The sequence below is a fragment of the Gordonia sp. 135 genome (assembly GCF_009720185.1).
GTDB lineage: Bacteria > Actinomycetota > Actinomycetes > Mycobacteriales > Mycobacteriaceae > Gordonia > Gordonia alkanivorans.
In genome coordinates this window covers 1,488,235-1,514,485 of the sequence record NZ_CP046257.1, presented here as the reverse complement: position 1 = coordinate 1,514,485, position 26,251 = coordinate 1,488,235, and the positions used below count along the sequence as shown (strand labels likewise).

Here is a 26,251-nt window from a genome sequence, read left to right as displayed (position 1 = left end):
ACGAACACTTGTCTCGTGTTCACTATGATAGTCATGCGTTCGGCATGGAGAACACTCGATTCGGCGACTCTGCGCGCCGTGGTCGTGATGTGCCTGTCGGTGCTCGTGATCGGCGCGTCGTACGGCGTTGCCGCGCACAGCGCCGGGCTCGCACTGTGGCAGATCGTGCTCATCGCGACCGTCGTACTCGCCGGGTCGTCGGAATTCGTGTTCGTCGGCGTACTCGCCGCCGGTGGCGTCCCTGTCGTTGCAGCCCTCGCCGGACTTCTGGTCAACACAAGGAACTTCGGATACGGCCTCGCGGTGGGTAAGCACCTGCGCGGACTGCCGGAAATGGTTCTCGGGGCGCATCTCATCAACGACGAGACGGCGGCGATGACCACCGCGGAATCCGAGCCGCGTCGCGCCCGGGCCGCATTCCTGCTGTGCGGATCGGGAATTCTCGTCTGCTGGCCCGTCGGCGCCGGACTGGGCGCTCTACTCGGAAGCAGCGTCGCCCGCCCCGAGACGCTGGGGCTCGACGCCGCGTTCCCCGCCCTGCTTGCCGCACTTGCCGTTCCGGCGCTGCGCACGCGCACCACCTGGGCCGCGGTCGCCGTCGGCGGTGCCGTCGCGATCGCCTCGACACCGTTCCTGCCCGCCGGACTGCCGATCCTTTGTGCGCTGGCCGGATTCGCCGCCGTCGAAGCCGTCCGGAGTCTGCTACCGCGCCCGGCCCCTACCCCGCCCCGAACTCTCGTCGGCAGCGACGCGCCCCGATGACCTCCGGACTGTCCCTCGGCATCGGAATCGCGGTTCTCGCCGTCGGCACCTACCTGATCCGACTGGCCGGACCACTCCTCCGCAACCGTCTCACCGTGTCGGCGAACACGGAGGAGCTGATGGACCGGGCCACCGTGGTGTTGCTGGTTGCGGTGGCGCTGACCGGCGCCTTCTTCGTCGACCACGACTTCGCCGGATGGGCACGACCAGCCGGCGTCGCCGTCGGAATCCTCGCGGCCGTCCTGCGAGCACCGATCGCACTTGTGGTGATCCTCGCCGCAGCGACCGCCGCCGGACTCCGCGCGGTCGGGATCGCTTGACCCACAAGAAAACTCACCCCTTTTCCGTATTTCCACCCTCCATCGTCCTGGTGGGAATACGGAAAAGCGGTGGGTTTGCGGAACACTCAGCGGACGAGGGCGGGCTCGGCGCAGCTGTCCGGGACGGCGACCAGTGAACACGGCACGGGCAGCCGCGTCGGGCGGTATCCGGCCGGGACTCCCCCGGCCCGCGTGATCTCCCGATATGCGGCCACGGCGTCGGTAGGGCGTCGGGTCAGCGTCGGATCACTTTGAGCATCAACGGTGTACAGACCGAACCGGGAGTCGAAGTCACCCCATTCGTAGTTGTCGGTGAGGCTCCAGTAGTTGTACGACGTCACGTCGATGCCGTCCTGTCTGGCGCGCTGCAGCCAGTACACGGTGTCGCGCAGGTGGTCTGCGCGCCGGTAGCCGTCGGGGCGTCGACCGTCCGGGCCGGTGGCCAACCCGTTCTCGATGACGCGGATCGGCTTGCCCGGGAACTGCCGCGCCACGTGCCGAAGCACGTAGTAGATGCTCTCCGGCGCCTGCGAACTCTTCCAGAATTCACCGAGGGCTCCGTAGGCCACCGACGCATCGGTGACCGAGAAGGAGTAGTAGTGGTCGACGCCGACGAAGTCCAGGGTGTCGCGCATCCGTTGCGGGAAGAGGGATTCCAGCCACGGCTGCAGGCCCACGATCGGATAGTAGGCGAAGTTCGACGACACCTGCGCACCCGGCTGTATGCGATGGATGTGCCGGTAGATCGCTCGATGAGCCGCGACGATGCCGTCGGCCATCCGGCCCATGTTCTGTGGTGCGAGCCCGCCGTACTGGGTCTCGCGTCGAATGTATTCGGTCGGTTCGTTGAAGGTGATCCACAGCGGGTCGGCCCAGGCGTACCGGTCGACGACCCGCCCGGCGAACGCCACCATGTCGTCGGTCATGCCGGGCCGGTTCCAGCCACCGAGATCCACGGCCCACCCGGGATGCACCCAGTGATTGAGGGTGATCATCGGCCGCATCCCGGCATCCACGACCTTGCGGATCACACGGTCATAGAACGCCCAGCCCGCCGGATCATCTCGCCCACGCGTGGGTTCGACCCTCGACCACTCCACCGACGTGCGGTAGATGCCCACGCCCAGCGACGCTGCGCGATCGATGTCCTCGGCGTAGCGGTGGTAGAAGTCGACGGCGTTGCCGACGGGTTGATCGACCTTGCCCTGCTTGCCGTACCGCAGCCAGTTCGAATCCCGGTTGTGTCCCTCGGACTGGAAACCGGATTGGGCGACGCCGAAGGCGAAGTCGGGGCCGAGCGGCGGAACCGCTGCCTGCGCAGGCGAAGTGACGCCGACGAGCAGCAGCACCGCCGCCGCCGCCGCGATCACGGGATGGACGGCTCTGCGCACCACGCTCAGAACGGGCTACCGGTGAACGGTGCGACGCGTTCACAGGGCACGCGACGTGGATGTTCGGGGTCGAGCGCGTTCAGCACGAAGTACGCCGTGCGTCGCGACCCGGCCATCCCCGCATGCTCGGTGTAGTCGACCGAACATCCGTCCTGCACGACGATGTTGCGGACGTTCTTGCCACCCGGCGGCAGTCCGTACCAGTACGGGACGACGAGTTCGTCGTGGCGGGTGGCAATGTTGGTGTACTGGATGCCCGGCTCGTAGTACCCGCCGTCGGCGACCTTGCGGAGGAACGCAGCACCCGGATCGAGGTCGAAACACGCTTGGCACAACGGAACCTGCTCGGGTCGCACGCCGAGACCCCGGACGAACGGGCCGATGGCATCGGCAGCGGCGACGGTCGTTCCACGCCACACCGGTGCCAGCGACACGTACTTGTCGACGCTGTCCTTACCGCCGAGGTACTTGACGTAGTAGGCCGGGACCACGGTCCCCTGCGAGTGCCCGATGATGTCGACCTTCGACGCACCGGTCGTGCTCTTCACCTTGGTGATGAAGCCGCCGAGTTCGCGCGCACTCTCGGACATGAGGCCCATTCCGCCGATCGCGCTGATCGGCCACGGGGCTCCCTTGATCGCACCGTACGTCGTCGTGAAGACGCAGTAACCCTCGTTCTTCAGCAGCGGGACATACGTTCCCCAGTTGGTCTGCTGCGATCCACCGGTTCCGTGCACCAGGATCACCGGGTTGGGATGACGGGGCGAGGGCTTGCAGTTCCAATCGTTCGCCCCGGGCAGCGAACCGCCCGGGTTGGTGAGTTCTCCGGGGATACCGGAGAGGAAGTTGTAGGTGACGGGTAGGTCGGCCCGCGCGGGTGCGGCGGTGGCGACGAGCAGTCCGGCCATCGCCGCCACGACCAGCCCCAACAGCAGCTTCGAGGTCCTCATGGCTGGAAGCTAACAAACACCTGGCGAGCTGGTCGGGCGTTTGCCCAGACCGGTTGCCGCACTCCCGATCAACGGGAACCGACTGGCCGGGACGTGCCAATCTCTGATGGCGTAGGACAGTGACGCGAACACAGAGAGCTCAGTTGGACCCTGCCGCGATGGCCGACGTGGTATCCCGGTATCTGTCATTCCTCGGCGCAGGCACCGGTGAGGACATCGCGGGCCTCTTCGCCGCCGACGCCGTGGTCGAGGATCCGGTCGGCGGGCAGATTCTGCAGGGACGCGACGCCCTCACGTCGTTCTACTCGCGGGTGGCCGCCGCCGAGAACTCCGCGGAGTTGCTGACCCTGCGCCTGGCCGGCAACTCCGCCGCGTTCCATTTCCGGGTGGTCACCACGACCGCGGACCAGGTGATCACCATCGAACCGATCGATGTGATCACCTTCGACGACCACGGTCTGATCACCGGTCTCCGTGCCCACTGGTCTACCGAGGACGTCCACCCCGTCGCACGATGAGAGAGTCACGTCGCACAATGAGAAGTCGACGGGAGGCGATGCGGACATGCGCCTAGGGATCACCAGTCCGGTCCTGGTCCAGCACCCGAGCACGCGCTCGGAGTGGGAACGGACGGCGACCATCGACGACGTCGCCCGGATCGCGCGACGCGCGGACGAACTGGGCTTCAACCACCTCACCTGCAGCGAACACATCGCCGTACCCGTCGAGGTGGCCGAGGTCCGGGGCGGAACCTACTGGGATCCGTTGGCCACCTTCGGATACCTGGCGGCCGCCACCAACCGGCTGCGCCTGGTCACCAACGTTCTCGTGCTGGGTTACCACCACCCGCTGGAGATCGCGAAACGATACGGAACCCTCGACCGGATCAGCCGCGGCCGATTGGTGCTGGGGGTGGGCGTGGGCACGCTCAAAGAGGAGTTCGACCTCATCGGGGCACCGTTCGACGATCGCGGCGCCCGCGCCGACGACGCGATCGCGGCCCTGCGCGCCTCGTTGTCGACTGCCCGGCCGGAATACCACGGCCACTTCTACGACTATGCAGACCTGGTGGTGGAGCCGCACGCCGTGCAGGATCATGTGCCGATCTGGGTCGGCGGCCGCACCGGGCGATCGCTGCGTCGGGCCTGCGCGCACGGCGACGGCTGGGCCCCGTTCGGCCTCGGCACCGACCAGTTGCGCACGATGCTGGCGGACGCCCCGATTCCACCGTCGTTCGACGTGGTCCTGTCCTCGCCCCGGGCGCTCGATCCGCTCGGGGCGCCCGACACCGTGACCCGGACTCTGAACGATCTGCGCGACGCGGGCGCGACCATCGCCGGCACGTCCGTGGCCGCCCGCGACGCGGGACACTACGTCGATCAACTCGACGAGCTCCACCGCCTCGCCCACCTCGAAGGCGTGGACTTCGACGGGCCGGCAGAACCACCGGGATCCGACACACACCCCGAACAGGAGTCGAGGACATGACGAACACATACGAGGGTCAGGTCGCACTGATCACCGGCGCCGCCCGCGGTCAGGGACGCAGCCGTCCATGACCACCGACCAGTGGTCTGAGGTCATCTCCTCCAACCTGACCAGGGTCTTCAACACCGTCGGCGCGGTGGCGAGCCGGATTATCGAACGGAACTACGGACGGATCGTCACCATCTCGTCGATGCTCGGCCGGGCCGGCGACACCAACATGACGGGATATGCGGCATCCAAGTGGGGTGTCATCGGTTTGACCAAGAGTTCAGCCCTCGACCTCGCCGGCCACGGCGTGGCCGTCAACGCCATTGCGCCCGTCAACATCTCGACGCCGATGATCCACAACGACGCGCTGTACTCGATGCTGCGCCCCGACCTGGAATCCCCGACGATCGACGACGTCGCACCGGCCTTCGAGTCACTGCATGCCCAACCGGTCCCCTGGCTGGAGGCCGCGGAGATCACCCGGGTCGTGTTGTTCCTGACCGACCCGGCCAACGCCCACATCAGCGGAACGGTCATCCCGGTCGATGCCGGCAACGCCGCTCGCGTCACCGGCTGACGCCGGCTCCCTTCAGGCGCATCCGGAGCCTGCGGAGGACGCGACGCCGCTGCGGCTGTAGGACCACGGCCGATGTCGTTCACCCTGCCGCGAACTGGACGCGGGTACGGATGCTGTGCAGCGGGCCGGGCAGGACGACTTCGCGTCCCCGTCAGTGGGTTTCGAGGGCAATGTGCCCTTCGACGGTGCTCACGGGGACGGAGCCCGCGGAGGATGCGTCTCGAAGGGCCGGCGAGGACATCTCACCAGGCCCTTCGAAGCAGTGAGAATGGTTGTGGGTGGCTGGCCGGGTTCAGGGCTGACCTACTTCGAGGCTGACGGTGCTGTCGTGGGCGAGATCTGTCGTTCGTGAACCGGGCTGGTCACCTACGCCCTGAACTGTGAGGACCGGGGCGGGTGTGACCTGTTTGGGACCGTTTCTGGCTGCTGGGCCGTGACTCTTCACTGTCCTGTCCACGCGCCCCGGTGAGGTCATCCAACACGCGAGCGAAGGATGGGTGCCGCGAACCGCCCCTTCGAGCCTGGTCAGGTCTGCGGGATGCGCCCCGACCGCACGCGCCAGCTCCACCGCCGCCATACCGAGCGTGCACAGCCCGTGCATGATCGGCCGCGGCTGCCCGATCCGCGCGGCAGCCGCCGGGTCGATGTGGATGTGATGCCGGTCGCCGGTGAGCCGGTACAGGGCGGCCTGGTTCGGAGCCGTCTGTATCGGACGGCTCGCAACCGGCTCGCCCTCCGGACCTGCCGGACGCGACGGGCCGCGATCACCGCCAAATCCCCCGGCGCCGGGCGCGACGGGCCGTCGGTGAAGTTGGAGAACGGGTTTCGGGCCCAACCGGTGACGTGGATGGCATCGGCACCGGCGGCCTGGAAGAGCTTGGCCGCGCCGACCGCCTCCTCGGTGGTCAGCCCGTTCTCCTCGCCGAACTCCCGGCCGGCGACGCGGACGATGACGGCCAGCGAGTCGCCGACCCGCTCCTTCACCGCGGCGATGACCTCGCACGCCAACCGCGCCCGGTTCTCCAGCGGTCCGCCGTAGCCGTCGGTCCGCTGGTTGTCGGCGCGGCTGAGGAAGCCGCCGAGCACATAACCGTGGGCGCAGTGGATCTCCACCGCGTCACCGCCCGCGGCCTGCACCCGGCCGGCGGCGTCGGCGAAACACCTTACGAGCCAGTCGATGTCGTCTTGCGTGGCCTCGTGGTAGGTGGCCGACTTCCCGCCGGACACGGCGGCCATCTTCTGCAGTTCACCGGGGGTGTTGTCGGCCAGCGCCGACATGTCGCGAGTACCCGACGGCATCGTGGGGACCAGGAGCGGACGGTCGTCGATCGTGTCGATTCGCGCCACCCGGCCGTGATGCGTCATCTGCACACACAGTTTGCTGCCTTCCGCGTGAACCGCGTCGGCCAGAGCCGCGAGACCCGGGATGAAACGGTCCTCGGACAGTCCCGGTTCCTTGGTGCTGGCGCACCCCACCGGATAGGCCACCGCACAGCAACCGGTGATGATCAGGCCGGTCCCGCCGGCGGCGCGAGCCGCGAAATGGGCGACATCACCCTCTTCGATCTCGCCGTCGACGCACAGGTTCATGTCCATCGCCGGCAGAACAATGCGATTGGGTACCGCCATCGGGCCGATGACGCCGGGCGCGAGCAGGTGGGCATACCCGCTGGATCGGATCTTCACCACCGCACGGTAAATCGTGGTCGCAACGTCCGGCGCGAACGGGTCCCGGTCATCGGGACGCCCAGGGGCAGACCTCGGGCGTCAGGACGTGGACAGCGACCGACGTGCGAGTTCCAGAATCCGTTCCGCACGACGAAATTCCAGCGAATGCAGCTGACTGTCCGGGGACACGGTGTTGCTCGCCTGACGCAGCAGGATCGCGGCCAGCGACGATGCGGTGCGCGGTGGGATCACCAGAAGCGTCACGACGACTCCTCCTGCGGTCAGTGTCATCAGCGGGGGCGTCATGGGAGAGTCCGGGGAATCCAAGCCGGGGAACCGGCGGAAGCTGCTCCAGTTGACGTCCATCCCGGTGACGTCGCCGATCTGCGGTCGAGCCGCGGCGAGCACGCCGGGCAGTTCGTCGGCGAGCTGGACCGTGTACGGGTACCACGCGCCGCCGATCGGAGCCGACGGATCTACACCGAACCGCACCCGGGGCGGTCCCAGAAGCGGAGGGACGCTCATCGTCGCGCCTCCTCGACGACGGCAACGATGCTGAGGGACTCGGAGGTCACATTCCCACCTGACGTGTTCATCAGACGGAGAGTGGATTGTCTACGGTCTGACACCGGAGAGGCCGACAGAGATCTGTCGGATGTTCGAACCGGATACTGAAAAGGTTACCCCGGCAGCGCGACGGCGAGCCCGGCGGCTCGGCATGACCGGCGTGAGAATGGTGGAGCTAAGGGGAATCGAACCCCTGACCTACTCGATGCGAACGAGTCGCGCTACCAACTGCGCCATAGCCCCGGAGGGTCGTCGTGCGACCAACCGGGAGCCACTCTAGCAGCCCCACCGCGGTGGATCCCAAACACCCGAGCTCATGGCTAGGCTGGGCCGGTGCCTCGGATGTCTGATCAGCAATTGGCCGGTGTTCTCAGCAACGTCGTGGGGGTGATCAACCCTGTTCTCGACGTGCTCGCCGAACGCGACCCGTTTGGCCTCAAGGGCCATACGTTCCATGAGCATGACCACCCCGATTCCCGCATCGAGCAGGCCCAACACGCGGCTGCCAAGCTCCTCGACGTCGCCGACTGGCCCGGCACCAAGGGCTGGAGCGAGCGGTCGATGCACAAGCGAGCGAGCTGGTGGGTGACCCGCATCGGGACCCTCAACACCACCGCGGTCGCCTTCCCCGGGGTCTTCGGCATCTGGGCGAAGCGCCTGCCGATCACGCCGTACCTGGGGTTCGCCAACCAGGCTATGGTGCTCGTCGCGATCGCCCGCGAATACGAGGTCACCGACCGTGGCCGCCAGGTCGCACTGCTGGCGTCGGTCCTGTGCGGGCGGGACATCTCCACGCCCGATCTGTCCTCCGAATCAGGTGCGCCCCTGCCCAGCGAACCCGAAGAGCGCAAGAAGTCGTTGCTCGGCGGGATCTGGGATGCCGCGAAGCTGCTGCGGGCCGTCGACGACGAGTTCGAGAAGCGACCCCAACCGATGATCCTGTTCCGCATGCTCGGGTACATCCCGGTCATCGGCGCGCCGGCGACCTACCTCGGTGAGCGTTTCGCACTGTCGACGGCCGCCAAACGCGGTCAGGCGTGGCTGGATTCGCACGGGAAGGCGTCGGTGACCACAGGTCGCTGAAACGAACCAGCAGTAGGTTTCGGTGAGCGAAACCTACTGCTGGTCGAGTCTGCTGCGGGTCAGCCGACCCGGCGGTACTCCAGGTCCTCGCGGTCCATGCGGCGACGCTGGAACGGCGGCAGGTGGTCGAACACGGGGTCCTCGTCGTCGATCTCGAGAACCACTGCGCCACCGGGACGCCGGAGTCGCGGGGGCGGCGGGGCGGCGGCGAACTCGGGCACCGCGGCGGCGCGTCGACGACGCTCCTCTTCGGCACGCTGCGCACGCTTGGCGCGGGCGAGTCGCTGAGCCCGGATCTGCTGCTCGACCTTCACCGCCCGACGCAGGTAGGCGAGATAACCGACCAGCATCAGCCCGACGACACCCGTCGCGACCCAACCGGGCATCCCGATCAGGAAGCCCGTCACCAGCGACAGGATGAACAGCACGAACAGACCCAGCGTGACCCGCTGACGCTCGCGGTACTTCAGCTCGCGTTCCTTCTCCGACGAGTAGATGCTGCGGCGAACCCGCTCGGACTGCGGGGTACGCCCGGCCGGCCGCTCGTCTTCCAGCTCGTCGACGACCGACTCCGGTTCGACCTCGGTGTGCCGGGACGCGCGGGCGTAGTCGTCGTACTCGTCCTCGTCGAGATCGTCGGTCGCGTCCTCGTACTCGGCTTCGTCGTATTCGGATTCGTCGTATTCGGATTCGTCGTCGTACTCGGCGGCTTCCGAATCATCTTCGTACTCAGCCTCTTCGGAGTCCTCGTACTCGGCCTCGTCGGAGTCGCCGGCCTCGGAATCCTCCGCATCGTCGACCAAGTCGTCGTCGGTCTCGGCGGTTTCGTCGTCCTCGACCTCGTCGGTTCCATCGGCGAGGTCCTCGAGGTCGGTGTCCTCGGCGTCGGTGTCATCCGTGGCCTCGACGGTCGGCTTGTCCGCCTCGACATCTGCGACGCGCTGGACCTTCGTCGTGACGTCGGCGTGCTCGGTCTCGGTCTCGGCGTCGTCCTCGACCTCGTCGACGACGGCGGTCGCGGTCGCCTTACGGGAGGACTTCCACGACGGGTCGTGCGGGTGGCGAGCCGACGAACGGCGTCGCGCCGTCGACGGTGCCGTCGCGCGGGATCCACCGCGGTGCAGCAAGCGCGTCTTCTTCGCGGCCTCGGTCGACTTGAGGATCTGGGGACGACCCTTGATCACCATCGGGACCAGCACGAAGAGCCAGACCGCGACGAGACAAACCCACAGTACGGAGTTGGGCATGCGACTCTCCCTTCATTCACTCTGGTCACACGAGGCCACTCCACAATCTAGGGCCCGAAAGTCCCAGTTCTGTGCAGACGCGCCGGAACGCGACCATGTCGGCGCGGATTCACATGCCGCTCTCAGTCACTCGGCGCGAAAACGCGCGTCCACCGCGACGCGGATCTCGATGTCATCGGCCCGCAGTTCGAGGCTCGGCGACGGCGCCGATCCCGGGATGGCGGCACTCATCACCCGCCCGCGCGGTGACGGTGCATGGTCGACCATGCCCGGGTCGGACAGGAGAGTCGGTATCACCGGCCCGCGCCCCACGGCGTCGGAATAGGCCTGCGCCTTGGCTATTGCGTCCTCGACCGCCTCCCGACGCAGCTCGCGTTCGTGTGCGCGGCGACTGGTCTCGTGGACGTCCCAGCGAACGTTTTCGACCGCCACCCCTTCTTCCCCGGACCAGGTGTCGATGAACTCCGACAGCTTCTCGAAGTCCACGAACTCGGCATCGAGACGAATGCGGGTGTTGTACATCGGGTCCCGCGGCTCACCGTCCTGCGAGTAGGCCCGGGACGAGTACACCCGTACCGATTCGGCGGTCCACCGGTTCACCGCACCGGCCGACTCGAGCTCGCCCAGAGCCCCGGTGATCCGCGAATGCAGTGCCACCGCAGCCTCGTACACGGCCGCTTTCACGGGACCTTCGAGATGGACGGCGAGGTCGATCGCGCCGCGTTCCGGGGCGTACCGACCGCGTGCGTTACCGCGAACCACGATTTCGAGATCAGTCATGCCGTGAGCTTAGTTATGAAAAGGACGCCCGACCCGAACGGACCAGCGCCTCGGCCGCGGACCCGACGACCTCCTCGGCCGTCAACGCGAACAACATGTGGTCGCGCCAGCGCTTGTTGACGTCCATATACCGGACCAACAGGCCTTCCTGTCGAAAACCGATGTTCTTCAACACCTTTTGGGACGCCTCGTTGGCCGGCTGCACCGTCGCGTCGAGCCGGTGCAGCCCGACCGGACCGAAGCAGTGGTCCACGCCGAGTGCGACGGCCGCCGTCGCGATGCCCTGGCCGGCGTGCGCGTTGTCGACCCAGTAACCGATCCACGCGCTGCGCACGGCTCCGCGCTGGATGTTGCCGACCGTCAGCTGCCCCACGTACTGACCGTCGAGCTCGATCACGAACGGCAGGATGGCGCCGCGCTTGGCCTCCGACTTCAGCACCGCGAACAGGGGCGGCCACGACGCGGGCTGATGGCGGTCCGCCCAGCTCCCGACGCCGGTGGGTTCCCAGGGCAACAGCGAGTTCTGGTTACGGATGCGCAGTTCGCTCCAGTTCTTGCCGTCGCGGACCTTCACCGGCCGCAACGTGACCGTCCCGGCCTTGGTGCGCAGCGGTCCGAGGGTCGCCGGCCAACCCGGGCTGCCCGCACTGCCGCTCAACCACCTGAACACGATGAGTCAGTTTAAGCGCAATCACGCCCCGGATGCGGTCAGCCGCGCTGGGCGAGGAACGCGACCTCGACCTCGTCGCCGGTGCTCATCTCCTCGACCTCGGGGTCGACCATGATGAGACAGTTCGCCTCGGCGAGTTCGGCCAGCAGGTGCGACGAGCCGGTCGGCGACGCGCCGAGCACCTGGACGAGGTAGTCCCCGGTCCGTTCGTCGCGCATGAGCTGTCCGCGGAGGTATCCCTTGCGACCGCGCACCGAGGCGATCGGCCCGATGGTGCGGGCCTTGATGATCCGACGCATCGGCTGCCGCTTGCCGAGTGCGATGCGGATCAGCGGGCGCACCATCACCTCGAAGGTGACCAGCGCGCTCACGGGGTTCGCAGGCAGCAGGAAGGTCGGCACCTCGTCGCGACCGAGCCGGCCGAAACCCTGTACCGATCCGGGGTGCATGGCCACGCGGACGATCTCGAGTTCACCGAGGTCGGCGAGGGCGTCGGCGATGGCCTTCGACGCACTGCCGCCGACCGCGCCGCAGATCACCACGATCTCGGACCGGATGAGCTGCGCCTCGACCACCTCACGCATCCGGGAGGCGTCGCGTTCGGCGATGCCGACCCGGTTGACGTCGGCGCCGGCGTCGCGCGCGGCGGCCGCGAGGGCATAGCTGTTGACGTCGTAGATCTGTCCCGGTCCGGGAGTGCGGTCGATGTCGACGAGTTCGCTGCCGACCGAGATCACCGACAGACGCGGTCGGGGATGCACCATCACGCGCGACTGTCCGACGGCGGCGAGCAGACCCACCTGGGCGGGACCGATGATCGCGCCGGCGCGGACCGCGACATCACCGGGCTGCACGTCGTCGCCGACCCGGCGCACGTAGTTGCCGCTCTCGACGCCGTGACCGATCTTGACCTTCTGATCGCCGCCGTCGGTCCAGCGCAACGGCACGACCGCGTCGGCGAGCGTCGGCATCGGCGCACCGGTCTCGACGCGGACGGCCTGGCGCGGTTGCAGTCGGGTCGGGGTCCGCGACCCCGGGCCCACCTCCCCGACCACAGGCAGCGACACGATCATGGGCTCGCCCGTCTCGAGGTCGACGAGTTCGGCACCGTTCGGATCGAAATCCTCGAGATCCTCGGGGGCCAGAACACCGGCCAGGGCCACGTCGACCGCACGCACCGCGTAACCGTCGATGGCCGCCTGGTCGAAACCCGGCATCGGATGTTCGGTGACCACTTCCTCCGCGCACATCAGACCCTGCGCCTCGGAGATCGCGACACGCACCGGCCGCGGCGCCACCGCGGCGACGGTCACGAGCGTCAGATGATCTTCGACCGACCGCATCTCACCGCACTTCCCGCACTGCTCGATACAACACAGACGAACGGTATCGGTCCCGCGCGCCGGAACGGCCGAGGCGCGCGGGAGCCCGGGCGATCAGCTGTCGGCGAGCCTCTTCTCGAGCCACTCACGCAGATCAGGGCCGTAATCGTCCCGATCGAGCGCGAAGTCGACGGCGGCCTTGAGGTAGCCACCCGGGTTACCCAGGTCGTGGCGGGTACCGCGATGCACGACGACGTGCACGGGCTCACCCTCTTCGATGAGCAGCGCGATGGCGTCGGTGAGCTGGAGCTCGCCGCCCGCGCCCGGCTTGATCCGACGCAGCGCGTCGAAGATCTTGCGGTCGAGGATGTAGCGTCCGGCCGCGGCGAGATTCGACGGCGCGTCCTGCGGCTCCGGCTTCTCGACCATGCCCTTGAGCTTCATGACGTTGGGGTTGTTGGCGTCGGGCAGCGGCTCGACGTCGAAGACGCCGTAGGCGCTGATGCGGTCCTCGGGGACCTCGATCGCGCACAGGACCGAACCGCCACGACGCTGCCGCGTCCGGGCCATGACCTCCAGCACGCCACCGGGCAGGACCAGGTCGTCGGGCAGCAGCACTGCGATGGCGTCCTCGTCGTCGTCGAGGCGGTCCTCGACGCAACCGACGGCATGGCCGAGGCCCAGGGGCTTCTCCTGGACGACCGATGCGACCTCGAGCAGGTTGGGCGCCTTGCGGACCTTGGCCAGCATCGCTTCTTTACCGCGCTTGGCGAGGGTGCTCTCGAGGACGAGGTCTTTCACGAAGTGCGCGACGACGCCGTCCTTGCCGGGCGAGGTGACGATCAGCAGTCGCTCCGCGCCGGCCGACTTGGCCTCCTCGGCGACCAGCTCGATGCCGGGGGTGTCGACCACCGGCAGCAGCTCCTTGGGCACCGTCTTGGTGGCGGGCAGGAAGCGCGTCCCGAGACCCGCTGCCGGGACCACCGCCGTGCGCGGGATCGGCGGGGTGTTGGGTACGGATTCGTACTCACTGAAGCCATCTTTGGACGCAGTCATGAAACCACCCTAAGACAGGTGTCCCCGAGCGGCCGGACGGACAGGAGTGACTCAGACCTCACCCGCGCCGGGGCCTGCGTCCGATACAGTTCGGGCGTCGGCGAGCCACCCACGGCATGAAGGACGGTCGCGTCGTGCGAACCCTGAAGGACCAGCGGCGAGAGAATGCTGCGGAACGCCGGTCGGGCATGTCGGCGGCCGCGCGCGAGCGGGCTGCCGAAGACCTCGCCGAGTGGATACACACCTGCCCGTTCCGGCTCGAGTACGACGTCACGGTCGCGGCCTATGTACCGGTCGGCGACGAGCCGGGTTCCACGGCGATGCTCGACGCGCTACTCGATCGCGGCGTGACGGTGCTGCTTCCGGTGGTCCCCGCCGGCGAACCCGCCCCGCTCGACTGGGCGCGCTACACCGGTCCCACCTCTCTCGCCCCGGGGCGCTGGGGCCTGCTCGAACCCACGCACGACCGTCTCGGCGTATCCGCGATCCGCGCGGCGTCGGTGGTCCTGATCCCCGCGCTGTCCGTCGACAAGACCGGCGTCCGCCTGGGCCGGGGGGCCGGATACTACGACCGCACCCTCGTCGGGCTGTCCGCGGAACTCGTCGCCGTCGTCTACGACGAGGAGCTCGTGGATTCCCTACCCGCCGGAGATCACGACGTCGCCGTCGGCTGGGCCCTCACCCCCGGCGGCGGGTTTCTGCAACTGAGCTGATCCTCGACACCCCGCCCGGGACAACAAAACCCGGGCGGAGCGTCCGGCAAGTACCGGAGGGGCTCCTGCCCAGGTTCTGGTGTGCAGTTGTGCGGACCCGCTCAGGCGGGAGTCGCGGCCTTGCTGTCGCTCTTGGTGGTGCTGCTCGAACTCGACGACGACGAATCCGACGAGGCCGAGGAACTGCTCGACGACGAGCTGTCCGACGACGAGGACGACGCGGTGTCCGAAGAGGACGAACCCGACCGCGAGTCGGTGCGGTAGAAACCGCTCCCCTTGAACACGATGCCGACCGAGTTGAACAGCTTGCGCAGGCGACCGGTGCACTGCGGGCATTCGGTCAGCGCGTCGTCGGAGAACGACTGGACGATGTCGAACTTGTTGTCGCACTCCGTGCAGGCATACGAGTAGGTGGGCACCTGAACCTCCGAAAGTCAGTAAACGCTGACAAGTGTAACCGATTTTGGCACTCCCACATTCCGAGTGCTAACGCCGGGTCCGATGACGACGCCGATGCCCCCTCGATGGGACAGTTCGGGCGACATCAGGCAAGGTGTTTTCCACACTGCGGCCACACCCCGGTCGTTCACCTGCCAAACTACCGTCACCTTCCGATGGCCTGAAGCAACCAGGGCTGCTGACCTATCGCTGGAGTGAGATGACCGACTTCCTCAACGACCTCAACAGCCTGATCTGGAGCAATCCCCTGATCTACCTGTGCCTCGGCTCAGGCGTGTACTTCTCCATCCGGTCACGCTTCATGCAGATCAGGCAGATCCCGGAGATGATCCGCGTGATGATCCGCGGCGAGAGCTCGCCGGACGGGGTGTCGTCGTTCCAGGCACTGATGATCTCGCTGGCCGGTCGCGTCGGCACCGGCAACATCGCCGGCGTCGCCACCGCCATCGCCTTCGGTGGCCCCGGCGCACTGTTCTGGATGTGGGCGATGGCCTTCCTCGGCGCGTCGACCTCCTTCGTGGAGTGCACGCTCGGCCAGATCTACAAGACCCGCGACCGCCTCACCGGCGAGTACCGCGGCGGACCCGCGTACTACTTCAGCCAGGCCTTCGCCCACACCAAGGCCGCCCCGTTCTTCAAGATCTACGGACTGCTGTTCGCGGCCGTGACAGTTCTCGCCTGCGGCCTGCTCATGCCGAGCGTCCAGTCGAATTCGATGGCGGTCGCGATGAGCCAGGCCTGGGGCATCGCGGACTGGGCCGTCGCCATCGGCATCGTGATCATCCTCGCCTTCGTCATCATCGGCGGCGTCAAGCGCATCGCGACCTTCGCGTCGATCGTCGTGCCGTTCATGGCGGTCTTCTACATCCTGTTCGCCCTGGTCGTCGTCTTCACGAATGCGTCGCAGATCCCCGATGTGCTTCGACTGATCTTCGCGAGTGCCTTCGGCGCCGACGCGGTGTTCGGTTCGATCATCGGCGCGGCGATCATGTGGGGCGTCAAGCGCGGTATCTACTCGAACGAGGCCGGTCAGGGCACCGGACCGCACGCGGCAGCCGCCGCCGAGGTCTCCCACCCCGCCAAGCAGGGCTTCGTCCAGGCCTTCGCCGTCTACATCGACACGCTGTTCGTGTGTTCGGCCACCGGCTTCCTCATCATCTCGACCGGGGCATACCGGGTCTTCGAGGGTGAGAGCGCCGACGGCGCGGTCCTGTCCGACGGCGGACTGCTCCCCGATGTCGTCGACGTCGGCCCGACCTACGTTCAGGTGGGTTTCGACAGCGTGTGGAGCGGCGCGGGGTCGACGTTCGTGGCGATCTCGCTGGCCTTCTTCTGCCTGACCACGATCATCGCCTACTACTACATGGCGGAGACCAACCTGCGGTTCCTGCTCGGCAAGGCCGCGACCGTCTACATCCACCCGCTGCGCAGCACCGTCGGCTCCAACCTGACGATGCTCCTGCAGGCCCTCATCCTGTTCTCTGTCGCCTACGGCGCGGTGTCGACGGCGAAGGACGCGTGGACCCTCGGCGACATCGGCGTCGGCCTGATGGCGTGGCTCAACATCCTCGGCATCCTGGTCCTGCAGCAACCCGCGTTCAAGGCGCTGCGCGACTACGAGCGCCAGAAGAAGCAGGGCAAGGACCCGATCTTCGACCCGATTGCGCTCGGCATCGTGGGTGCGACCTTCTGGGAGACCTACGAGCACAAGGACAGGTTCCGTGAGGAGGAGCCGATCACGCGCGCGGGAGGCGTGAACCCCGACGTCTAGACGGTATGGGTGACTCCCCGATGGTGTGTTGGGGGGGGGTTGCGGGCCGGAGCCTCACGCACAAAGACTCGTGGGTTACCGAGCAGGAGGCGCCTGCCCGGCCTATCCGACATTTGTGGGAGGCCCCGGTGTTTACAGAGCGTACGAGTGTAGGACTCGATGTGCACGCACGATCGATCGTCGCGGCTGCTCTTGACGGCCAAACAAGTGAGCTTCATCAGGCGCGGCTGACGCCGTCGTTTGAGCACGTCAGATCATGGCTGGCGACGTTGCCAGGCCCTGTCGCGGTGGCCTATGAAGCCGGTCCGACCGGCTTCGGGCTGTACCGGGACCTGACCGCGGCAGGGATCCGCTGCGAGGTGGTTGCGCCGAGCAAGCTGCAGCGTCCGGTCGGTGACCGGGTCAAGACCGATGTGCGCGACTCGATTCACCTGGCGAGGTTGCTGCGGCTTGGCGAGACCACTTCGGTGTGCATCCCGACTGTCGCCCAGGAAGCCGCGCGTGATCTGGTCAGGGCCCGCGAGGACTGTCGGGGTGATTTGATGCGGGCACGTCATCGGTTATCGAAGCTGTTGCTGCGTCACGGCCTGGTCTATGACGGTGGGACGGCCTGGACCGGCGCGCATGACCGGTGGTTGCGAACAGTCGCAGCGTCGGCGTTGACCGGGGCGGCCACACGGGTGGCCTTCGATGCCGATTACGAACACGTATTGACGATGAAAGCTCGACGTGACCGTTTGGACGTGGCGATCGTAGCGATGGCCGGTGATAGTGAGTTCACCCCGATCGAGCGGCGGATGTCGTGCCTGCGTGGAGTGAGCACGCTGACCGCGTTCGCGTTGACCGTGGAGATCGGTGATTGGGATCGGTTCACCGGCAACAGCATTGGCTCATTCGTCGGGTTGGTTCCCAGCGAATATTCTTCAGGAATGTCGCGGGTGCAGGGGGCGATCACCAAGACCGGCAACACCCATGCCCGCCGATTGCTCGTCGAAGCAGCCTGGCACCATCGGGCGCGCTATCACGTCGGTGCGGTGATGCGGGAACGCTGGGAACAGGCTCCCGCAGCGGCTCGGGTGCGTGGCGATGAAGGTAACCGTCGCCTCCATCAGCGGTGGGTGAACTTCCTTGACCGCCGGAAACGCCCCGTCATTGCCAAACGTCGCCATCGCGCGTGAGTTGGCCGGCTGGTGCTGGTCGTTGGCCGTGATGGACTGCTGACAGCAATTGGCCTGCTTTATGAGCCGATCGGTGGTGACAGCGCGTGGATCGACCCGCGATACAACTATGAGCAAACCCGGTCACGGGTTGACGCTCGACCCTAGACACGCGGTCGCGATCCAGCCGAAACCCCGTCCTGCGGTACCCAATCCGCGAATATCAGTCTGACCGCGCGTCGTGATACGACACGCTCACCACACAGATCGCTCATGAAGCACAGAGGTACCGCCGGGATAGCTTCCCGGCGGTACCTCGCCCTGCGAACTTGACAAACTTCTCTACATATCAGTTGTAGTGACCCGAGACCTACCCGCCGATGACATCCCGGTTGATGTCCGGGATGTCATCGCGGTTCATGTCGGCGTCGCGCGCCTGGCGTGCATCCCAGCGCAGGAGCGCCGCGGCGAGTGCCGCCGAGATGACCGAACCGGCGAGGATGGCCGCCTTGGCGGCCGCGGCGTGGTCATCGGAGCCTCCTTCGAAGCTGAGTTCGGCGATGAGGAGGGCGACGGTGAATCCGACGCCGGTGAGCATGCCGATCGGCAGCAGGTCACGGAGTCCGATGGCGTCCGGAAGGCGTAGGGGCGTGAACTTCGTCATCAGCCACGTCGATCCCAGGACGCCGACGAGTTTGCCGACCACGAGTCCGAGCACGATGCCGCTCGACACGGGCTGCACGATCGATCCCTCGCCACCGATCACGGTGACGCCGGCGGCCGCGAACGCGAAGACCGGGAGCGCGATCGCCGCCGAGTACGGACGCACCGCCTCGTCGAGCCGTTCCGTGCGCGGCATCTCCTCCCCGCGGATCGCGACGGCGGGTACGACGAAGCCGAGCAGGACGCCCGCGACGGTGGCGTGCACGCCGGATGCGTGCATCAGCGCCCAGGCGACGACGCCGACCGGGATGAACAGCGGCCAGAGCCGCCACGAGCCGCGCACCAGAACCGCGAACACCGCGACCGTGACAAGTGCGCCGCCGAGCATGACGAAGTCGATCTCGTCGGTGTAGAAGGTCGCGATCACCACGATGCCGAGCAGGTCGTCGACGACGGCCAGCGTGAGCAGGAACGTCCGCAACGGCATCGGGAGGCCACGACCGAAGATGGCGAGCACGGCGAGCGCGAAGGCGATGTCGGTGGCGGTCGGGATGGCCCATCCGCGTAGGGCTTCGGGGTCGCCGAGTGCGACCACGACCACGTAGAAGAGTGCAGGGGTGACCATGCCGCCCACTGCTGCTGCGATCGGCACCCCGGCGAGCTTGAGGTCGCGGAGGCTGCCGGCCACGAACTCGTGTTTGAGTTCCACACCGACGACGAAGAAGAAGATCGCCAGCAGTCCGTCCGACGCCCAGTGCGCCAGCGACAGATCCAGTTGCATGAAGTCGGGGCCGACCTCGGTGTGCAGCAGCGACGAATAGCTCTCTCGCCAGGGCGAATTGGCCCAGACGACGGCGATGGCGGCGGTGATGAGAAGCAGCACGCCACTGGTGGTGTCGAGTGCGGCCCACTGCCTCAGTCGGTTCCGCCGGGTGGGGTCTGCCGCCTCGGAGGCGGTGACGGTCGGTGGCTGGTCGGTTGGTGGATGACCGCCCATGGGAGCTCCTCTGTCCTCGGCGCACGCACACGCCCTCTTCTGACGCCACCCGGCACCGGGCGACGGCCGACCAGACTTCCCGGCACACCATGATCTGTTTCCGACGTCACCCTAGCGGAGGACAGACCTGGCAGCCGATTGTGCACAGCGCGACGCCGAGCCTCATGACTGTCCACAACACGTCCGCGCCGCCGTCTGCCCGGGGACGACGGACCTAACGTCCCGGTCATGCCACTGACTCGGATATCGCTATCGCGCGACCGGCTCGGCCCACGCCTCCGCGACCGGTGTGCCCAGGCAATCCGTCCCGGCTGGACGCGCGGCCTGGCGGTTCGGCGGCTGGTCGCCGCCGCGCTGATCGTCGCGGCCGGCGTCATCGGGCTGGCCGGGATGCGCGCCGACGGTGAGTTCGAGGTGCTGGTCGCGGCCCGCGAACTGCTGCCCGGGCATATGGTCGACGCCGGCGACCTGGCCCCTCGGCTGGTCACGGGGAGCACGGTTCCCGAGGGGGCGATCACCGAGCCCGCACTCGCGACCGGACGAACCGTCACCGGTCGCGTGCGGACCGGGGAGATACTCACCGACACCCGGTTGTTGTCCTCGCGTCTCCCGGCCGAGCTGACGGGAGTCGACGACGCCCGTCTCGTACCTGTCCGACTGTCGGACGAGGCGGTCACGTCCCTGCTCCGGCCCGGGGATGTGGTCGACGTCCTGACCGATTCCGCCGATGTCCTCGCACGACGCGCCGTCGTCGCGATGCACACCGGCCAGTCCGCGGCGGGCGGGATCTCCTCCGGTAGGAACACGGCGGCACCGGTTCTCCTGGCGATGAATGCGGCGGCTGCCCATCGAGTGGCCGCCGCGGGTCTGGATTCCTCGCTTGCGGTCGTCCTGCACTGAACGCGCGACACTCCGGAGGATTCAAGGCAAATGGATCGCTCTGTTCACGATCGTGGATAGTGTAGTACGAGTTCGCACAGCAAATGTCGGATTTGCACCGACCGAGACCGAATCGCCGATCAAGAGCGGGATAACCAAGGAGAGGCCGCACACCGTGCTCAAGGGATTCAAGGACTTCATACTCAAGGGCAACGTCGTCGAGCTGGCTACCGCAGTCATCATCGGTGCGGCCTTCACCGCCATCGTGACCGCGTTCACCGACGGCATCGTCCAGCCGATCATCAACTCGATCCCGATCGGCTCCGACGCCGCACAGGGACTCGGCTTCCAGATCACCGACAACGCCTCGACGTTCGTCGACCTCGGCGGCGTCATCACCGCCGTCATCAACTTCCTGATCATCGCGGCAGTGGTGTACTTCATCATCATCCTGCCCTACAACAAGCTCGCGGAACTGGGCGGATTCGGCAAGAAGTCCGAGGTCACCGAGGTGGCTCTGCTCACCGAGATCCGCGACCTGCTCGATCCGGAGGGAACATCGAAGGCCAAGGCCGAGGCGGAGAGCGATCTGCCGCCGCATCTGGCCGAGCCGTCCGCACCTGCGGGCGACCCCTACGCACCCCAGTCGGGCCCCCTCGCGCCGTACGAGTCGCCGTCCGGCGCCGGTACCACGCAACGTATCTCGACTCCCCCGTCCTCGGGCCAGCCGTTCCAGCAGGGATCGCCCCAGCAGGGTTCACCGCAGTCGGGACCGCAATCGTCGCCCCTGTTCAACCCGTCGCAGGGTCACCCCGGGGGGCCGGGCGGTCAGCCCTATCCGACGCCGCAACCGGCTCCGGGTAACTACCCCCCGCCCGGGAACTACCCGCCCCCGGGCAATTACCCGCCCCCCGGGTCCCAGTACCCCGGCGAGCAGCAGTATCCGGGCGAGCAGTATCCCGGTGAGCAGTTCCCCGGTGACGGTCCGGACGCCCCGGGACGCCATTCGCGCTGAGCCGCGTCGTCGTCAGGCGCCGGCCGGCGCGCGCCGCTCATCGGACGTCGAGCCCCTGCCGCAGGTCGCGGCAGGGGCTCGACGCTGTTCTCGGCACACCTCCCAGCAGGACGAGCGACCGTTTCTGCTCGGTGACGCGCAAGCCCCTCAGCGAGAACCGACCTCAGACCGCCACTGGCAACCCTCTGAACTACAGACAAAATGTTCGTAAACAATGAACTTTGCTGAAGCGACGCCTAAACGAATTCATCCGCCGCTAGATTCGCGACGACCGTCATACCAGATGCGCCACAGCCATTTTCGGTGCCGAAGTCGTGGCCTTCGACACATCGGGCGCCAGATCTTCCTCCACGACTCAAAATTGTCGGCGTTCCACTCGCTATCAGGCATTAACATGTCGTAGGGTCATGGACACTGCAGTCGGGGAATGTCCACCTGCAGATCATCGATGACGGAGGGCATGAAATGGCAGATATCATCCAGGGCGCGATCACCGACGCTATCGTCGAGCTGGTCCAGGGAGCAATCGAGTCGGGTTCGGACAGCACCGACACCGAATAGAGCGCTGCCTCGGCGGCCGCCGCGAAGCCACGCTTCGCGGCGGCCTCTTCTCGTTGTACCGGAGATGCGTCAGGACGGCCCTGGCAGCAAGATCGCGGTCCACGGAACTTCCGTGCCGCAACTTCGACGACGCGCAACCGTGATGACCAGTCACGCCGCGATCAGCGTGCCCGGTCCTCATGTAGTCACCGGAACCGCCCCTGAAACGCCTAGATATCGCGGCGCTGAACCCATACCGTTGGACCATCTGTCAGGTTGAACTCCTTGCGCACCAAGCAGTTCCACTTGAGCGCATACAGCTCAGACAATCGCGGGTCGGACGTGCTCGCCGTTACGGGCAAGCCGAGCCGTCGAGCGCGCTCAACCACCGGGTCCACCAGCTCGGCGAGCGTCCCACCACCACGATGATCCGGGTGCACCAGCGCGAAGATCACCCGAACGGCGTCGCCCGCGACCTTTGTTTCATCGGCCTTACTCTGCAACTCTTGGAAACGATCCGCGAAACCGTCGATCGCTCGGACCCACCGGCGGGTACGGCTCTTCAGGTCGTCGTCGATCCGCCCAGCCTCGTCTGGCGACCCGGAAACGGCTATCAGGGCAATCAATCCACCCGCGCCGTCGAAGATGCCCTCGATACCGTTGATGCACTCCACGAACAGCACTTCGCCATACCATCGATACGCGTCGACAGGAGCTTCGTCACCGATCAACCATCGATAGACGGGCACTTCACGCAAGCCATTCTCCAGCAAGTCGAGCGCGGCGTCCCGGTCGGAGGCACAAAGTTTGCGACGCACTCGGTTGCCTGGGTCGTGATGGGTCACCAATCCATATCAACACATCAAGACCCGTCGCGACGACACGGCTCGGAATACCGCCGAGTTCCTGGTCGATCCCTTGCAAGCTATTCGTCACCGAAAATTCAGCATTCGCTGACCACGACAGCCGGGATGTTGTGCGGTATTGTCGGGCCCGAGGCCGCCTCAGGACGGGCGACTGTACTTGACCCACGAAGCGGTAATGACGATAGGAGATTCACGTGTCCGACGCGATCAGTATTTCTTGGATCCGCTTGTACATCGAGGAATTGGTAACCGGGTCCGCTGAAGGCGACACCGCACCAACAGACGATTAAGAACCGTCGGCGGGGACCGCCGACGAAGAGTTACACGACGATCACTACGACAAAGGAGATTTTCATGGGCGAAGTTGTCGGCGGCGGGATCGAAGACGCCATCAAGGACCTCCTGACGGGTTCCCTTGACAGCGATGGGGTTCCGATCGATCCCGAGGACTAGAAGCACCGCCCTCAGGGCACCCGGCACGTTTCACACCACTGAAGGAGACCACATGGCCACCGGAATCGAAATCAACATCTCCGAGCTCTTGAAGGAACTGCAGAGCGGATCCGCGGAATCAGAGCCGGAAACCACCACCTAGGTTCATCGAGCTTGCGGACCGCCTTCTGGCCCTGCCAGGAGGCGGTCTTTGTTTCCACGTTGTCCCCGCGCCGAAGCACTATAGTGGCTCTTCCTGATTCAGAGTGCGTCGAGGTGTTGTGCGAGGCCGCCGGAGTGGATGAGTGACCGCAAGATGTAGTGGTTGAGGTTGCGGAAGCCCAACGCGATCCCGCGGAGGTGTTCCAGGCGGCCGTTGATCGCTTCGACGGGTCCGTTGGAGGCGCCGGTGTCGAAGTAGGCCAAGATCTCGGCACGCCGCGCCCATAATGATCGGCCGAGTTGGGCCAACTCTGCCAGCCCGGACGGAACGCCGGTATGAATCCGTTTGAGCAGCTTGTACATCGCGATCTTGCCGTCACGCTTGTTCTCCTGGCCGTAGGCGTTGATCAGCTCTTGGTAGATCGCGTAGGTGACCGAGACGGCCACGTGCTCCTCGTGAGCCTCCAACCCGCTACGTAGCCGGGCCTTCTGCTTGTCTGTCAGCAACGCGATCCGGGTCAGCAGTGGTCGGCGGATACCGTAGAGCGGATCACCCGTGCGGCCGCGGTGCCCACACGTATCGTGTTGCACGCGTTGACGACACACTGTGAGCTTCTCGGCGGCCAGATGGACCACGTGGAACGGGTCCATCACCGCCCGCGCCTTATCCAATGCCTCGGCGGTCGCGGTGCGATACCCGGTGAATCCGTCCATGGTGACCACCCGGATCCGGTCCCGAAAGGAGTCATCGCGGGCATCGAGCCAGTCCTTCAACGCCGCTTTGGACCGGCCGCCCACCATATCCAGCAAGCGCGCCGACCCGGTCCCATCCACAATCGGTGTGAGGTCGACCAGCACGGTCACGAAACTCGAATCACCATTGCCGCGAACATGTTTCCACTTGTGCTCATCAACACCGAGAACCCTGACACCGTCGAGTCGGCCAGGCGCCGAAGCCACCGTACGCGCCGCCTGCAACGCGAGGGCATTCACGGTGTTCCAGCCCAACCCGACCGACGCGGCGACCGCAGAGACGCTCATCTTGTCCAGAATCATCCGCCGAAGAATCCACGCGATCGTGCGGCGCGTCACCGCCGCGCGCGGCGCGACGATCGCCGAGATGTCGGCGCGAAAGATGCCCTGACCACACGCGCCGTTCTCGCAGGCGTAGCGCGGCACCCTCAGATGCAACCGGGTCGGATGGCCCACGATCGGTAGATCTGCCACCTCACGATCGACATGATCACGCAACCGACCCGCCCGCTCGCACCTCGGGCAGCTACTCTTCGGGGCCAAGACCTCGCAGAACAGGTGTGTGCGATCCTCGCCGTCGAGAGCGGCATCGGTGATCGTCACCCCGAGTTCGATCGTGCGGCAAATCGTGTCGGCAATGGCGCTACGCTGCAACGAGGGTCCTGTCGGTGTGAGTGATGAGGTGTAGGGGCTTTCATCTTCACACCACAGGACCCGCCCGCATCCCCGGCTCGCCGCCGCCGAACCCGACCTACATCTTGTGCCCGGTAGAACCCGTTCTACGCACCGTCAATCAGGAAGAGCCACTATAGTCGGCGCCGAAATCCGCCGCGCAACCACTCAACTTTCCGCTATTCGACATCCTCATTCATGATTTGGTGATCATTCACTACCTATCCTGTTCGCCAACCGAAATTGCGAATCTAAACCAACGCATCAGTTGCGATCCGCGGAGCAACAACGCTGCTTAGTTGCGATCCGCGGAGCAACAACGCTGCGGACGACGCCGACCCAGCCGACAAGTACGGCCCCTGGATTTTGGACGACCGAATTCTGGGATTTCAGTGCGATTCGCGCCGGGTACCATGCCCGACGCCGCGTGACAAGAAGCACTTGAAGCCAAGCTCCGCATTCGGCGGTGAGGCACACAGAACTCGGCGGGCAGCGACAGCCGAATCACCGCGGGGCGGGAATCCACTGTGGATTCCCGCCCCGCGGTGATGCTGGGGTCAGCGTGCCTATCAGCCGAGGCTGAACGGCTTGCCATTGAGCATGACAACGCCCTTCACGGAGTCGGTGCTGACCGTGACCTGGACGATGGAGCGAGCCGCTGCGTATCCGATGCAGCCATCAACCTTGAACTGTTCCTGGCTGTACACCACGCCGCCCTTGGTGCCCTTGAAGGTGAAGGAGTTCAGGTTGTAGTCGCTGTACGAGGTGTCAGAACCGGAGGTCTCGTTGATGAGCCAGTACCGGCTCACCTGTCCCGGGCCGATCTCGACGTTGCCGCCAACCGAATCACCGGTCAGGCCGGCGCCCGCGGTGATGTTCGACGGGTCTGAGTAGTCAAGTCCGCCACTGACACCCGGAACCGAGGCGCCACCTTCCTTGAAGTCGATCTGGCAACCGACCTCCCAGCCGACCTTGATCGATCCGCCCTCGGCCTTGCCGCCGACGGTGACCCGAACCTTTCCGGATCCCCACACCTCACGAGAGGTCGGCACATTGCTGACCGCACGCTGGACGTTGGCGTACTCGTCGAACAGCTGGATCGTGACCGGCGTTCCGTCGACGAGCTTCTTCGTGATCGTGCCGCCGGGCAGCGGGCCTGCGGTGGCTCCGCCGGCACCCAAACTGGTCAGGCCCATCGCGACAGCACCGGCGATGCCGGCTGCTGCAACCACGCGACGCGTGATGTTCTTCTTCATGATTCCCCTTCGTGGAATATCAATCTGCTCAGAGCAGGTAAGTCAGG

22 protein-coding genes, 1 tRNA gene and 4 pseudogenes are annotated in these 26,251 nt (G+C 66.3%); 11 read left to right on the top strand and 16 right to left on the bottom strand.

Annotated elements, in window-relative coordinates; translation table 11 throughout:
* Positions 1 to 33 precede the first annotated feature (33 nt).
* Together GKZ92_RS06930 and GKZ92_RS06925 are read left to right on the top strand one after the other, a co-directional pair.
* Positions 34 to 762 (top strand): AzlC family ABC transporter permease, encoded by a 729-nt coding sequence (locus GKZ92_RS06930; protein WP_155225148.1) that lies wholly within the window; start codon positions 34 to 36, stop codon positions 760 to 762.
* Positions 759 to 1,082 (top strand): AzlD domain-containing protein, encoded by a 324-nt coding sequence (locus GKZ92_RS06925; RefSeq protein ID WP_155225147.1) that lies wholly within the window; start codon positions 759 to 761, stop codon positions 1,080 to 1,082. The genes GKZ92_RS06930 and GKZ92_RS06925 overlap by 4 nt, the downstream gene beginning before the upstream one ends.
* Before the next feature lie 86 nt (positions 1,083 to 1,168).
* Here GKZ92_RS06925 and GKZ92_RS06920 read toward each other — a convergent pair whose 3' ends face one another.
* Together GKZ92_RS06920 and GKZ92_RS06915 are read right to left on the bottom strand one after the other, a co-directional pair.
* A complete protein-coding gene (locus GKZ92_RS06920) occupies positions 1,169 to 2,473 on the bottom strand; it encodes a family 1 glycosylhydrolase (RefSeq protein WP_372512901.1) in 1,305 nt (434 codons plus the stop codon).
* Positions 2,474 to 2,478: 5 nt separating this feature from the next.
* Positions 2,479 to 3,423 carry an esterase/lipase family protein gene (locus GKZ92_RS06915; RefSeq protein WP_005194021.1) on the bottom strand — a complete coding sequence of 315 codons (945 nt, stop codon included), beginning with the start codon at positions 3,421 to 3,423 and terminating at the stop codon, positions 2,479 to 2,481.
* Positions 3,424 to 3,581: 158 nt separating this feature from the next.
* Here GKZ92_RS06915 and GKZ92_RS06910 point away from each other — a divergent pair, with 158 nt between their 5' ends.
* From GKZ92_RS06910 to GKZ92_RS06900, 3 genes and pseudogenes are all read left to right on the top strand, one after another.
* The gene (locus GKZ92_RS06910) at positions 3,582 to 3,941 is read left to right on the top strand and encodes a nuclear transport factor 2 family protein (protein ID WP_155225145.1); all 360 of its coding nucleotides are present in this window, start codon (positions 3,582 to 3,584) and stop codon (positions 3,939 to 3,941) included.
* Positions 3,942 to 3,987: 46 nt separating this feature from the next.
* Entirely contained in the window at positions 3,988 to 4,911 is a 924-nt protein-coding gene (locus tag GKZ92_RS06905) for an LLM class F420-dependent oxidoreductase (protein ID WP_196222035.1), read from the top strand.
* A gap of 64 nt (positions 4,912 to 4,975) precedes the next feature.
* Positions 4,976 to 5,476, top strand: a pseudogene (locus GKZ92_RS06900) (SDR family NAD(P)-dependent oxidoreductase); the annotation flags it as partial.
* Between the two features lie 492 nt (positions 5,477 to 5,968).
* Here the strand turns inward: GKZ92_RS06900 and GKZ92_RS06895 are convergent.
* From GKZ92_RS06895 to GKZ92_RS06880, 4 genes and pseudogenes are all read right to left on the bottom strand, one after another.
* A pseudogene (locus GKZ92_RS06895) lies at positions 5,969 to 6,269 on the bottom strand (MaoC/PaaZ C-terminal domain-containing protein); the annotation flags it as partial.
* Positions 6,270 to 6,271: 2 nt separating this feature from the next.
* Positions 6,272 to 7,162 (bottom strand): annotated as a pseudogene (locus GKZ92_RS06890) (NADH:flavin oxidoreductase); the annotation flags it as partial.
* An 81-nt stretch (positions 7,163 to 7,243) separates the two neighbouring features.
* Positions 7,244 to 7,669: a DUF5994 family protein gene (locus GKZ92_RS06885; RefSeq protein ID WP_005193946.1), complete on the bottom strand. Its 426-nt coding sequence runs from the start codon at positions 7,667 to 7,669 to the stop codon at positions 7,244 to 7,246.
* Between the two features lie 209 nt (positions 7,670 to 7,878).
* A tRNA-Ala gene (locus GKZ92_RS06880) sits at positions 7,879 to 7,954 on the bottom strand.
* A 90-nt stretch (positions 7,955 to 8,044) separates the two neighbouring features.
* Between GKZ92_RS06880 and GKZ92_RS06875 the strand changes: the two genes are divergently transcribed.
* Entirely contained in the window at positions 8,045 to 8,794 is a 750-nt protein-coding gene (locus tag GKZ92_RS06875; protein WP_155225143.1) for a hypothetical protein, read from the top strand.
* A gap of 59 nt (positions 8,795 to 8,853) precedes the next feature.
* On the opposite strand, the gene sepX is transcribed toward GKZ92_RS06875, so the two are convergent.
* The 5 genes from sepX to GKZ92_RS06850 all read right to left on the bottom strand — a co-directional run bounded on the left by sepX (position 8,854) and on the right by GKZ92_RS06850 (position 13,869).
* Positions 8,854 to 10,041: a divisome protein SepX/GlpR gene (gene sepX / locus GKZ92_RS06870; RefSeq protein ID WP_155225142.1), complete on the bottom strand. Its 1,188-nt coding sequence runs from the start codon at positions 10,039 to 10,041 to the stop codon at positions 8,854 to 8,856.
* A 126-nt stretch (positions 10,042 to 10,167) separates the two neighbouring features.
* On the bottom strand, positions 10,168 to 10,821 hold the full coding sequence (locus tag GKZ92_RS06865) for an SIMPL domain-containing protein (protein ID WP_155225141.1): 654 nt from the start codon (positions 10,819 to 10,821) through the stop codon (positions 10,168 to 10,170).
* A gap of 13 nt (positions 10,822 to 10,834) precedes the next feature.
* On the bottom strand, positions 10,835 to 11,491 hold the full coding sequence (locus tag GKZ92_RS06860; protein ID WP_035755654.1) for a GNAT family N-acetyltransferase: 657 nt from the start codon (positions 11,489 to 11,491) through the stop codon (positions 10,835 to 10,837).
* A gap of 38 nt (positions 11,492 to 11,529) precedes the next feature.
* Positions 11,530 to 12,834, bottom strand: a complete 1,305-nt coding sequence (gene glp, locus GKZ92_RS06855; RefSeq protein WP_155225140.1) for a molybdotransferase-like divisome protein Glp — start codon at positions 12,832 to 12,834, stop codon at positions 11,530 to 11,532.
* A gap of 93 nt (positions 12,835 to 12,927) precedes the next feature.
* Positions 12,928 to 13,869 carry a UTP--glucose-1-phosphate uridylyltransferase gene (locus GKZ92_RS06850; RefSeq protein WP_042378629.1) on the bottom strand — a complete coding sequence of 314 codons (942 nt, stop codon included), beginning with the start codon at positions 13,867 to 13,869 and terminating at the stop codon, positions 12,928 to 12,930.
* 134 nt (positions 13,870 to 14,003) lie between these two features.
* On the opposite strand from GKZ92_RS06850, the gene GKZ92_RS06845 reads away from it, so the two are divergent.
* Positions 14,004 to 14,582 (top strand): 5-formyltetrahydrofolate cyclo-ligase, encoded by a 579-nt coding sequence (locus GKZ92_RS06845; RefSeq protein WP_196222034.1) that lies wholly within the window; start codon positions 14,004 to 14,006, stop codon positions 14,580 to 14,582.
* Between the two features lie 101 nt (positions 14,583 to 14,683).
* Here GKZ92_RS06845 and GKZ92_RS06840 read toward each other — a convergent pair whose 3' ends face one another.
* Positions 14,684 to 15,001 carry an FmdB family zinc ribbon protein gene (locus tag GKZ92_RS06840; RefSeq protein ID WP_155225138.1) on the bottom strand — a complete coding sequence of 106 codons (318 nt, stop codon included), beginning with the start codon at positions 14,999 to 15,001 and terminating at the stop codon, positions 14,684 to 14,686.
* 239 nt (positions 15,002 to 15,240) lie between these two features.
* Between GKZ92_RS06840 and GKZ92_RS06835 the strand changes: the two genes are divergently transcribed.
* On the top strand, positions 15,241 to 16,812 hold the full coding sequence (locus tag GKZ92_RS06835; protein ID WP_155225137.1) for an alanine/glycine:cation symporter family protein: 1,572 nt from the start codon (positions 15,241 to 15,243) through the stop codon (positions 16,810 to 16,812).
* A gap of 128 nt (positions 16,813 to 16,940) precedes the next feature.
* Positions 16,941 to 18,033 (top strand): annotated as a pseudogene (locus GKZ92_RS06830) (IS110 family transposase).
* Between the two features lie 306 nt (positions 18,034 to 18,339).
* Here the strand turns inward: GKZ92_RS06830 and nhaA are convergent.
* Positions 18,340 to 19,629 carry a Na+/H+ antiporter NhaA gene (gene nhaA / locus GKZ92_RS06825; RefSeq protein WP_230461916.1) on the bottom strand — a complete coding sequence of 430 codons (1,290 nt, stop codon included), beginning with the start codon at positions 19,627 to 19,629 and terminating at the stop codon, positions 18,340 to 18,342.
* Between the two features lie 228 nt (positions 19,630 to 19,857).
* Between nhaA and GKZ92_RS06820 the strand changes: the two genes are divergently transcribed.
* Both GKZ92_RS06820 and mscL read left to right on the top strand, forming a co-directional pair.
* On the top strand, positions 19,858 to 20,529 hold the full coding sequence (locus GKZ92_RS06820) for an SAF domain-containing protein (RefSeq protein ID WP_155225136.1): 672 nt from the start codon (positions 19,858 to 19,860) through the stop codon (positions 20,527 to 20,529).
* A gap of 154 nt (positions 20,530 to 20,683) precedes the next feature.
* A complete protein-coding gene (mscL, locus tag GKZ92_RS06815; protein ID WP_155225135.1) occupies positions 20,684 to 21,523 on the top strand; it encodes a large conductance mechanosensitive channel protein MscL in 840 nt (279 codons plus the stop codon).
* Between the two features lie 770 nt (positions 21,524 to 22,293).
* On the opposite strand, the gene GKZ92_RS06810 is transcribed toward mscL, so the two are convergent.
* The 3 genes from GKZ92_RS06810 to GKZ92_RS06800 form a co-directional block, all read right to left on the bottom strand.
* On the bottom strand, positions 22,294 to 22,911 hold the full coding sequence (locus GKZ92_RS06810; protein ID WP_155225134.1) for a hypothetical protein: 618 nt from the start codon (positions 22,909 to 22,911) through the stop codon (positions 22,294 to 22,296).
* Positions 22,912 to 23,622: 711 nt separating this feature from the next.
* Positions 23,623 to 24,930: an ISL3 family transposase gene (locus tag GKZ92_RS06805; protein WP_006358292.1), complete on the bottom strand. Its 1,308-nt coding sequence runs from the start codon at positions 24,928 to 24,930 to the stop codon at positions 23,623 to 23,625.
* Positions 24,931 to 25,517: 587 nt separating this feature from the next.
* On the bottom strand, positions 25,518 to 26,204 hold the full coding sequence (locus tag GKZ92_RS06800) for an MspA family porin (protein WP_155225133.1): 687 nt from the start codon (positions 26,202 to 26,204) through the stop codon (positions 25,518 to 25,520).
* Positions 26,205 to 26,251: the final 47 nt, after the last annotated feature.

What these genes read in the sequence shown, in the direction of transcription:
- GKZ92_RS06930 (WP_155225148.1), top strand. Translation starts at nt 34, where the DNA reads ATGCGTTCGGCATGGAGAACACTCGATTCGGCGACTCTGCGCGCCGTG.
- GKZ92_RS06925 (WP_155225147.1), top strand. Translation starts at nt 759, where the DNA reads ATGACCTCCGGACTGTCCCTCGGCATCGGAATCGCGGTTCTCGCCGTC.
- GKZ92_RS06915 (WP_005194021.1), bottom strand. Translation starts at nt 3,423, where the DNA reads ATGAGGACCTCGAAGCTGCTGTTGGGGCTGGTCGTGGCGGCGATGGCC.
- GKZ92_RS06910 (WP_155225145.1), top strand. Translation starts at nt 3,582, where the DNA reads ATGGCCGACGTGGTATCCCGGTATCTGTCATTCCTCGGCGCAGGCACC.
- GKZ92_RS06905 (WP_196222035.1), top strand. Translation starts at nt 3,988, where the DNA reads ATGCGCCTAGGGATCACCAGTCCGGTCCTGGTCCAGCACCCGAGCACG.
- GKZ92_RS06885 (WP_005193946.1), bottom strand. Translation starts at nt 7,669, where the DNA reads ATGAGCGTCCCTCCGCTTCTGGGACCGCCCCGGGTGCGGTTCGGTGTA.
- sepX (WP_155225142.1), bottom strand. Translation starts at nt 10,041, where the DNA reads ATGCCCAACTCCGTACTGTGGGTTTGTCTCGTCGCGGTCTGGCTCTTC.
- GKZ92_RS06865 (WP_155225141.1), bottom strand. Translation starts at nt 10,821, where the DNA reads ATGACTGATCTCGAAATCGTGGTTCGCGGTAACGCACGCGGTCGGTAC.
- glp (WP_155225140.1), bottom strand. Translation starts at nt 12,834, where the DNA reads ATGCGGTCGGTCGAAGATCATCTGACGCTCGTGACCGTCGCCGCGGTG.
- GKZ92_RS06850 (WP_042378629.1), bottom strand. Translation starts at nt 13,869, where the DNA reads ATGACTGCGTCCAAAGATGGCTTCAGTGAGTACGAATCCGTACCCAAC.
- GKZ92_RS06835 (WP_155225137.1), top strand. Translation starts at nt 15,241, where the DNA reads ATGACCGACTTCCTCAACGACCTCAACAGCCTGATCTGGAGCAATCCC.
- nhaA (WP_230461916.1), bottom strand. Translation starts at nt 19,629, where the DNA reads ATGGGCGGTCATCCACCAACCGACCAGCCACCGACCGTCACCGCCTCC.
- GKZ92_RS06820 (WP_155225136.1), top strand. Translation starts at nt 19,858, where the DNA reads ATGCCACTGACTCGGATATCGCTATCGCGCGACCGGCTCGGCCCACGC.
- GKZ92_RS06800 (WP_155225133.1), bottom strand. Translation starts at nt 26,204, where the DNA reads ATGAAGAAGAACATCACGCGTCGCGTGGTTGCAGCAGCCGGCATCGCC.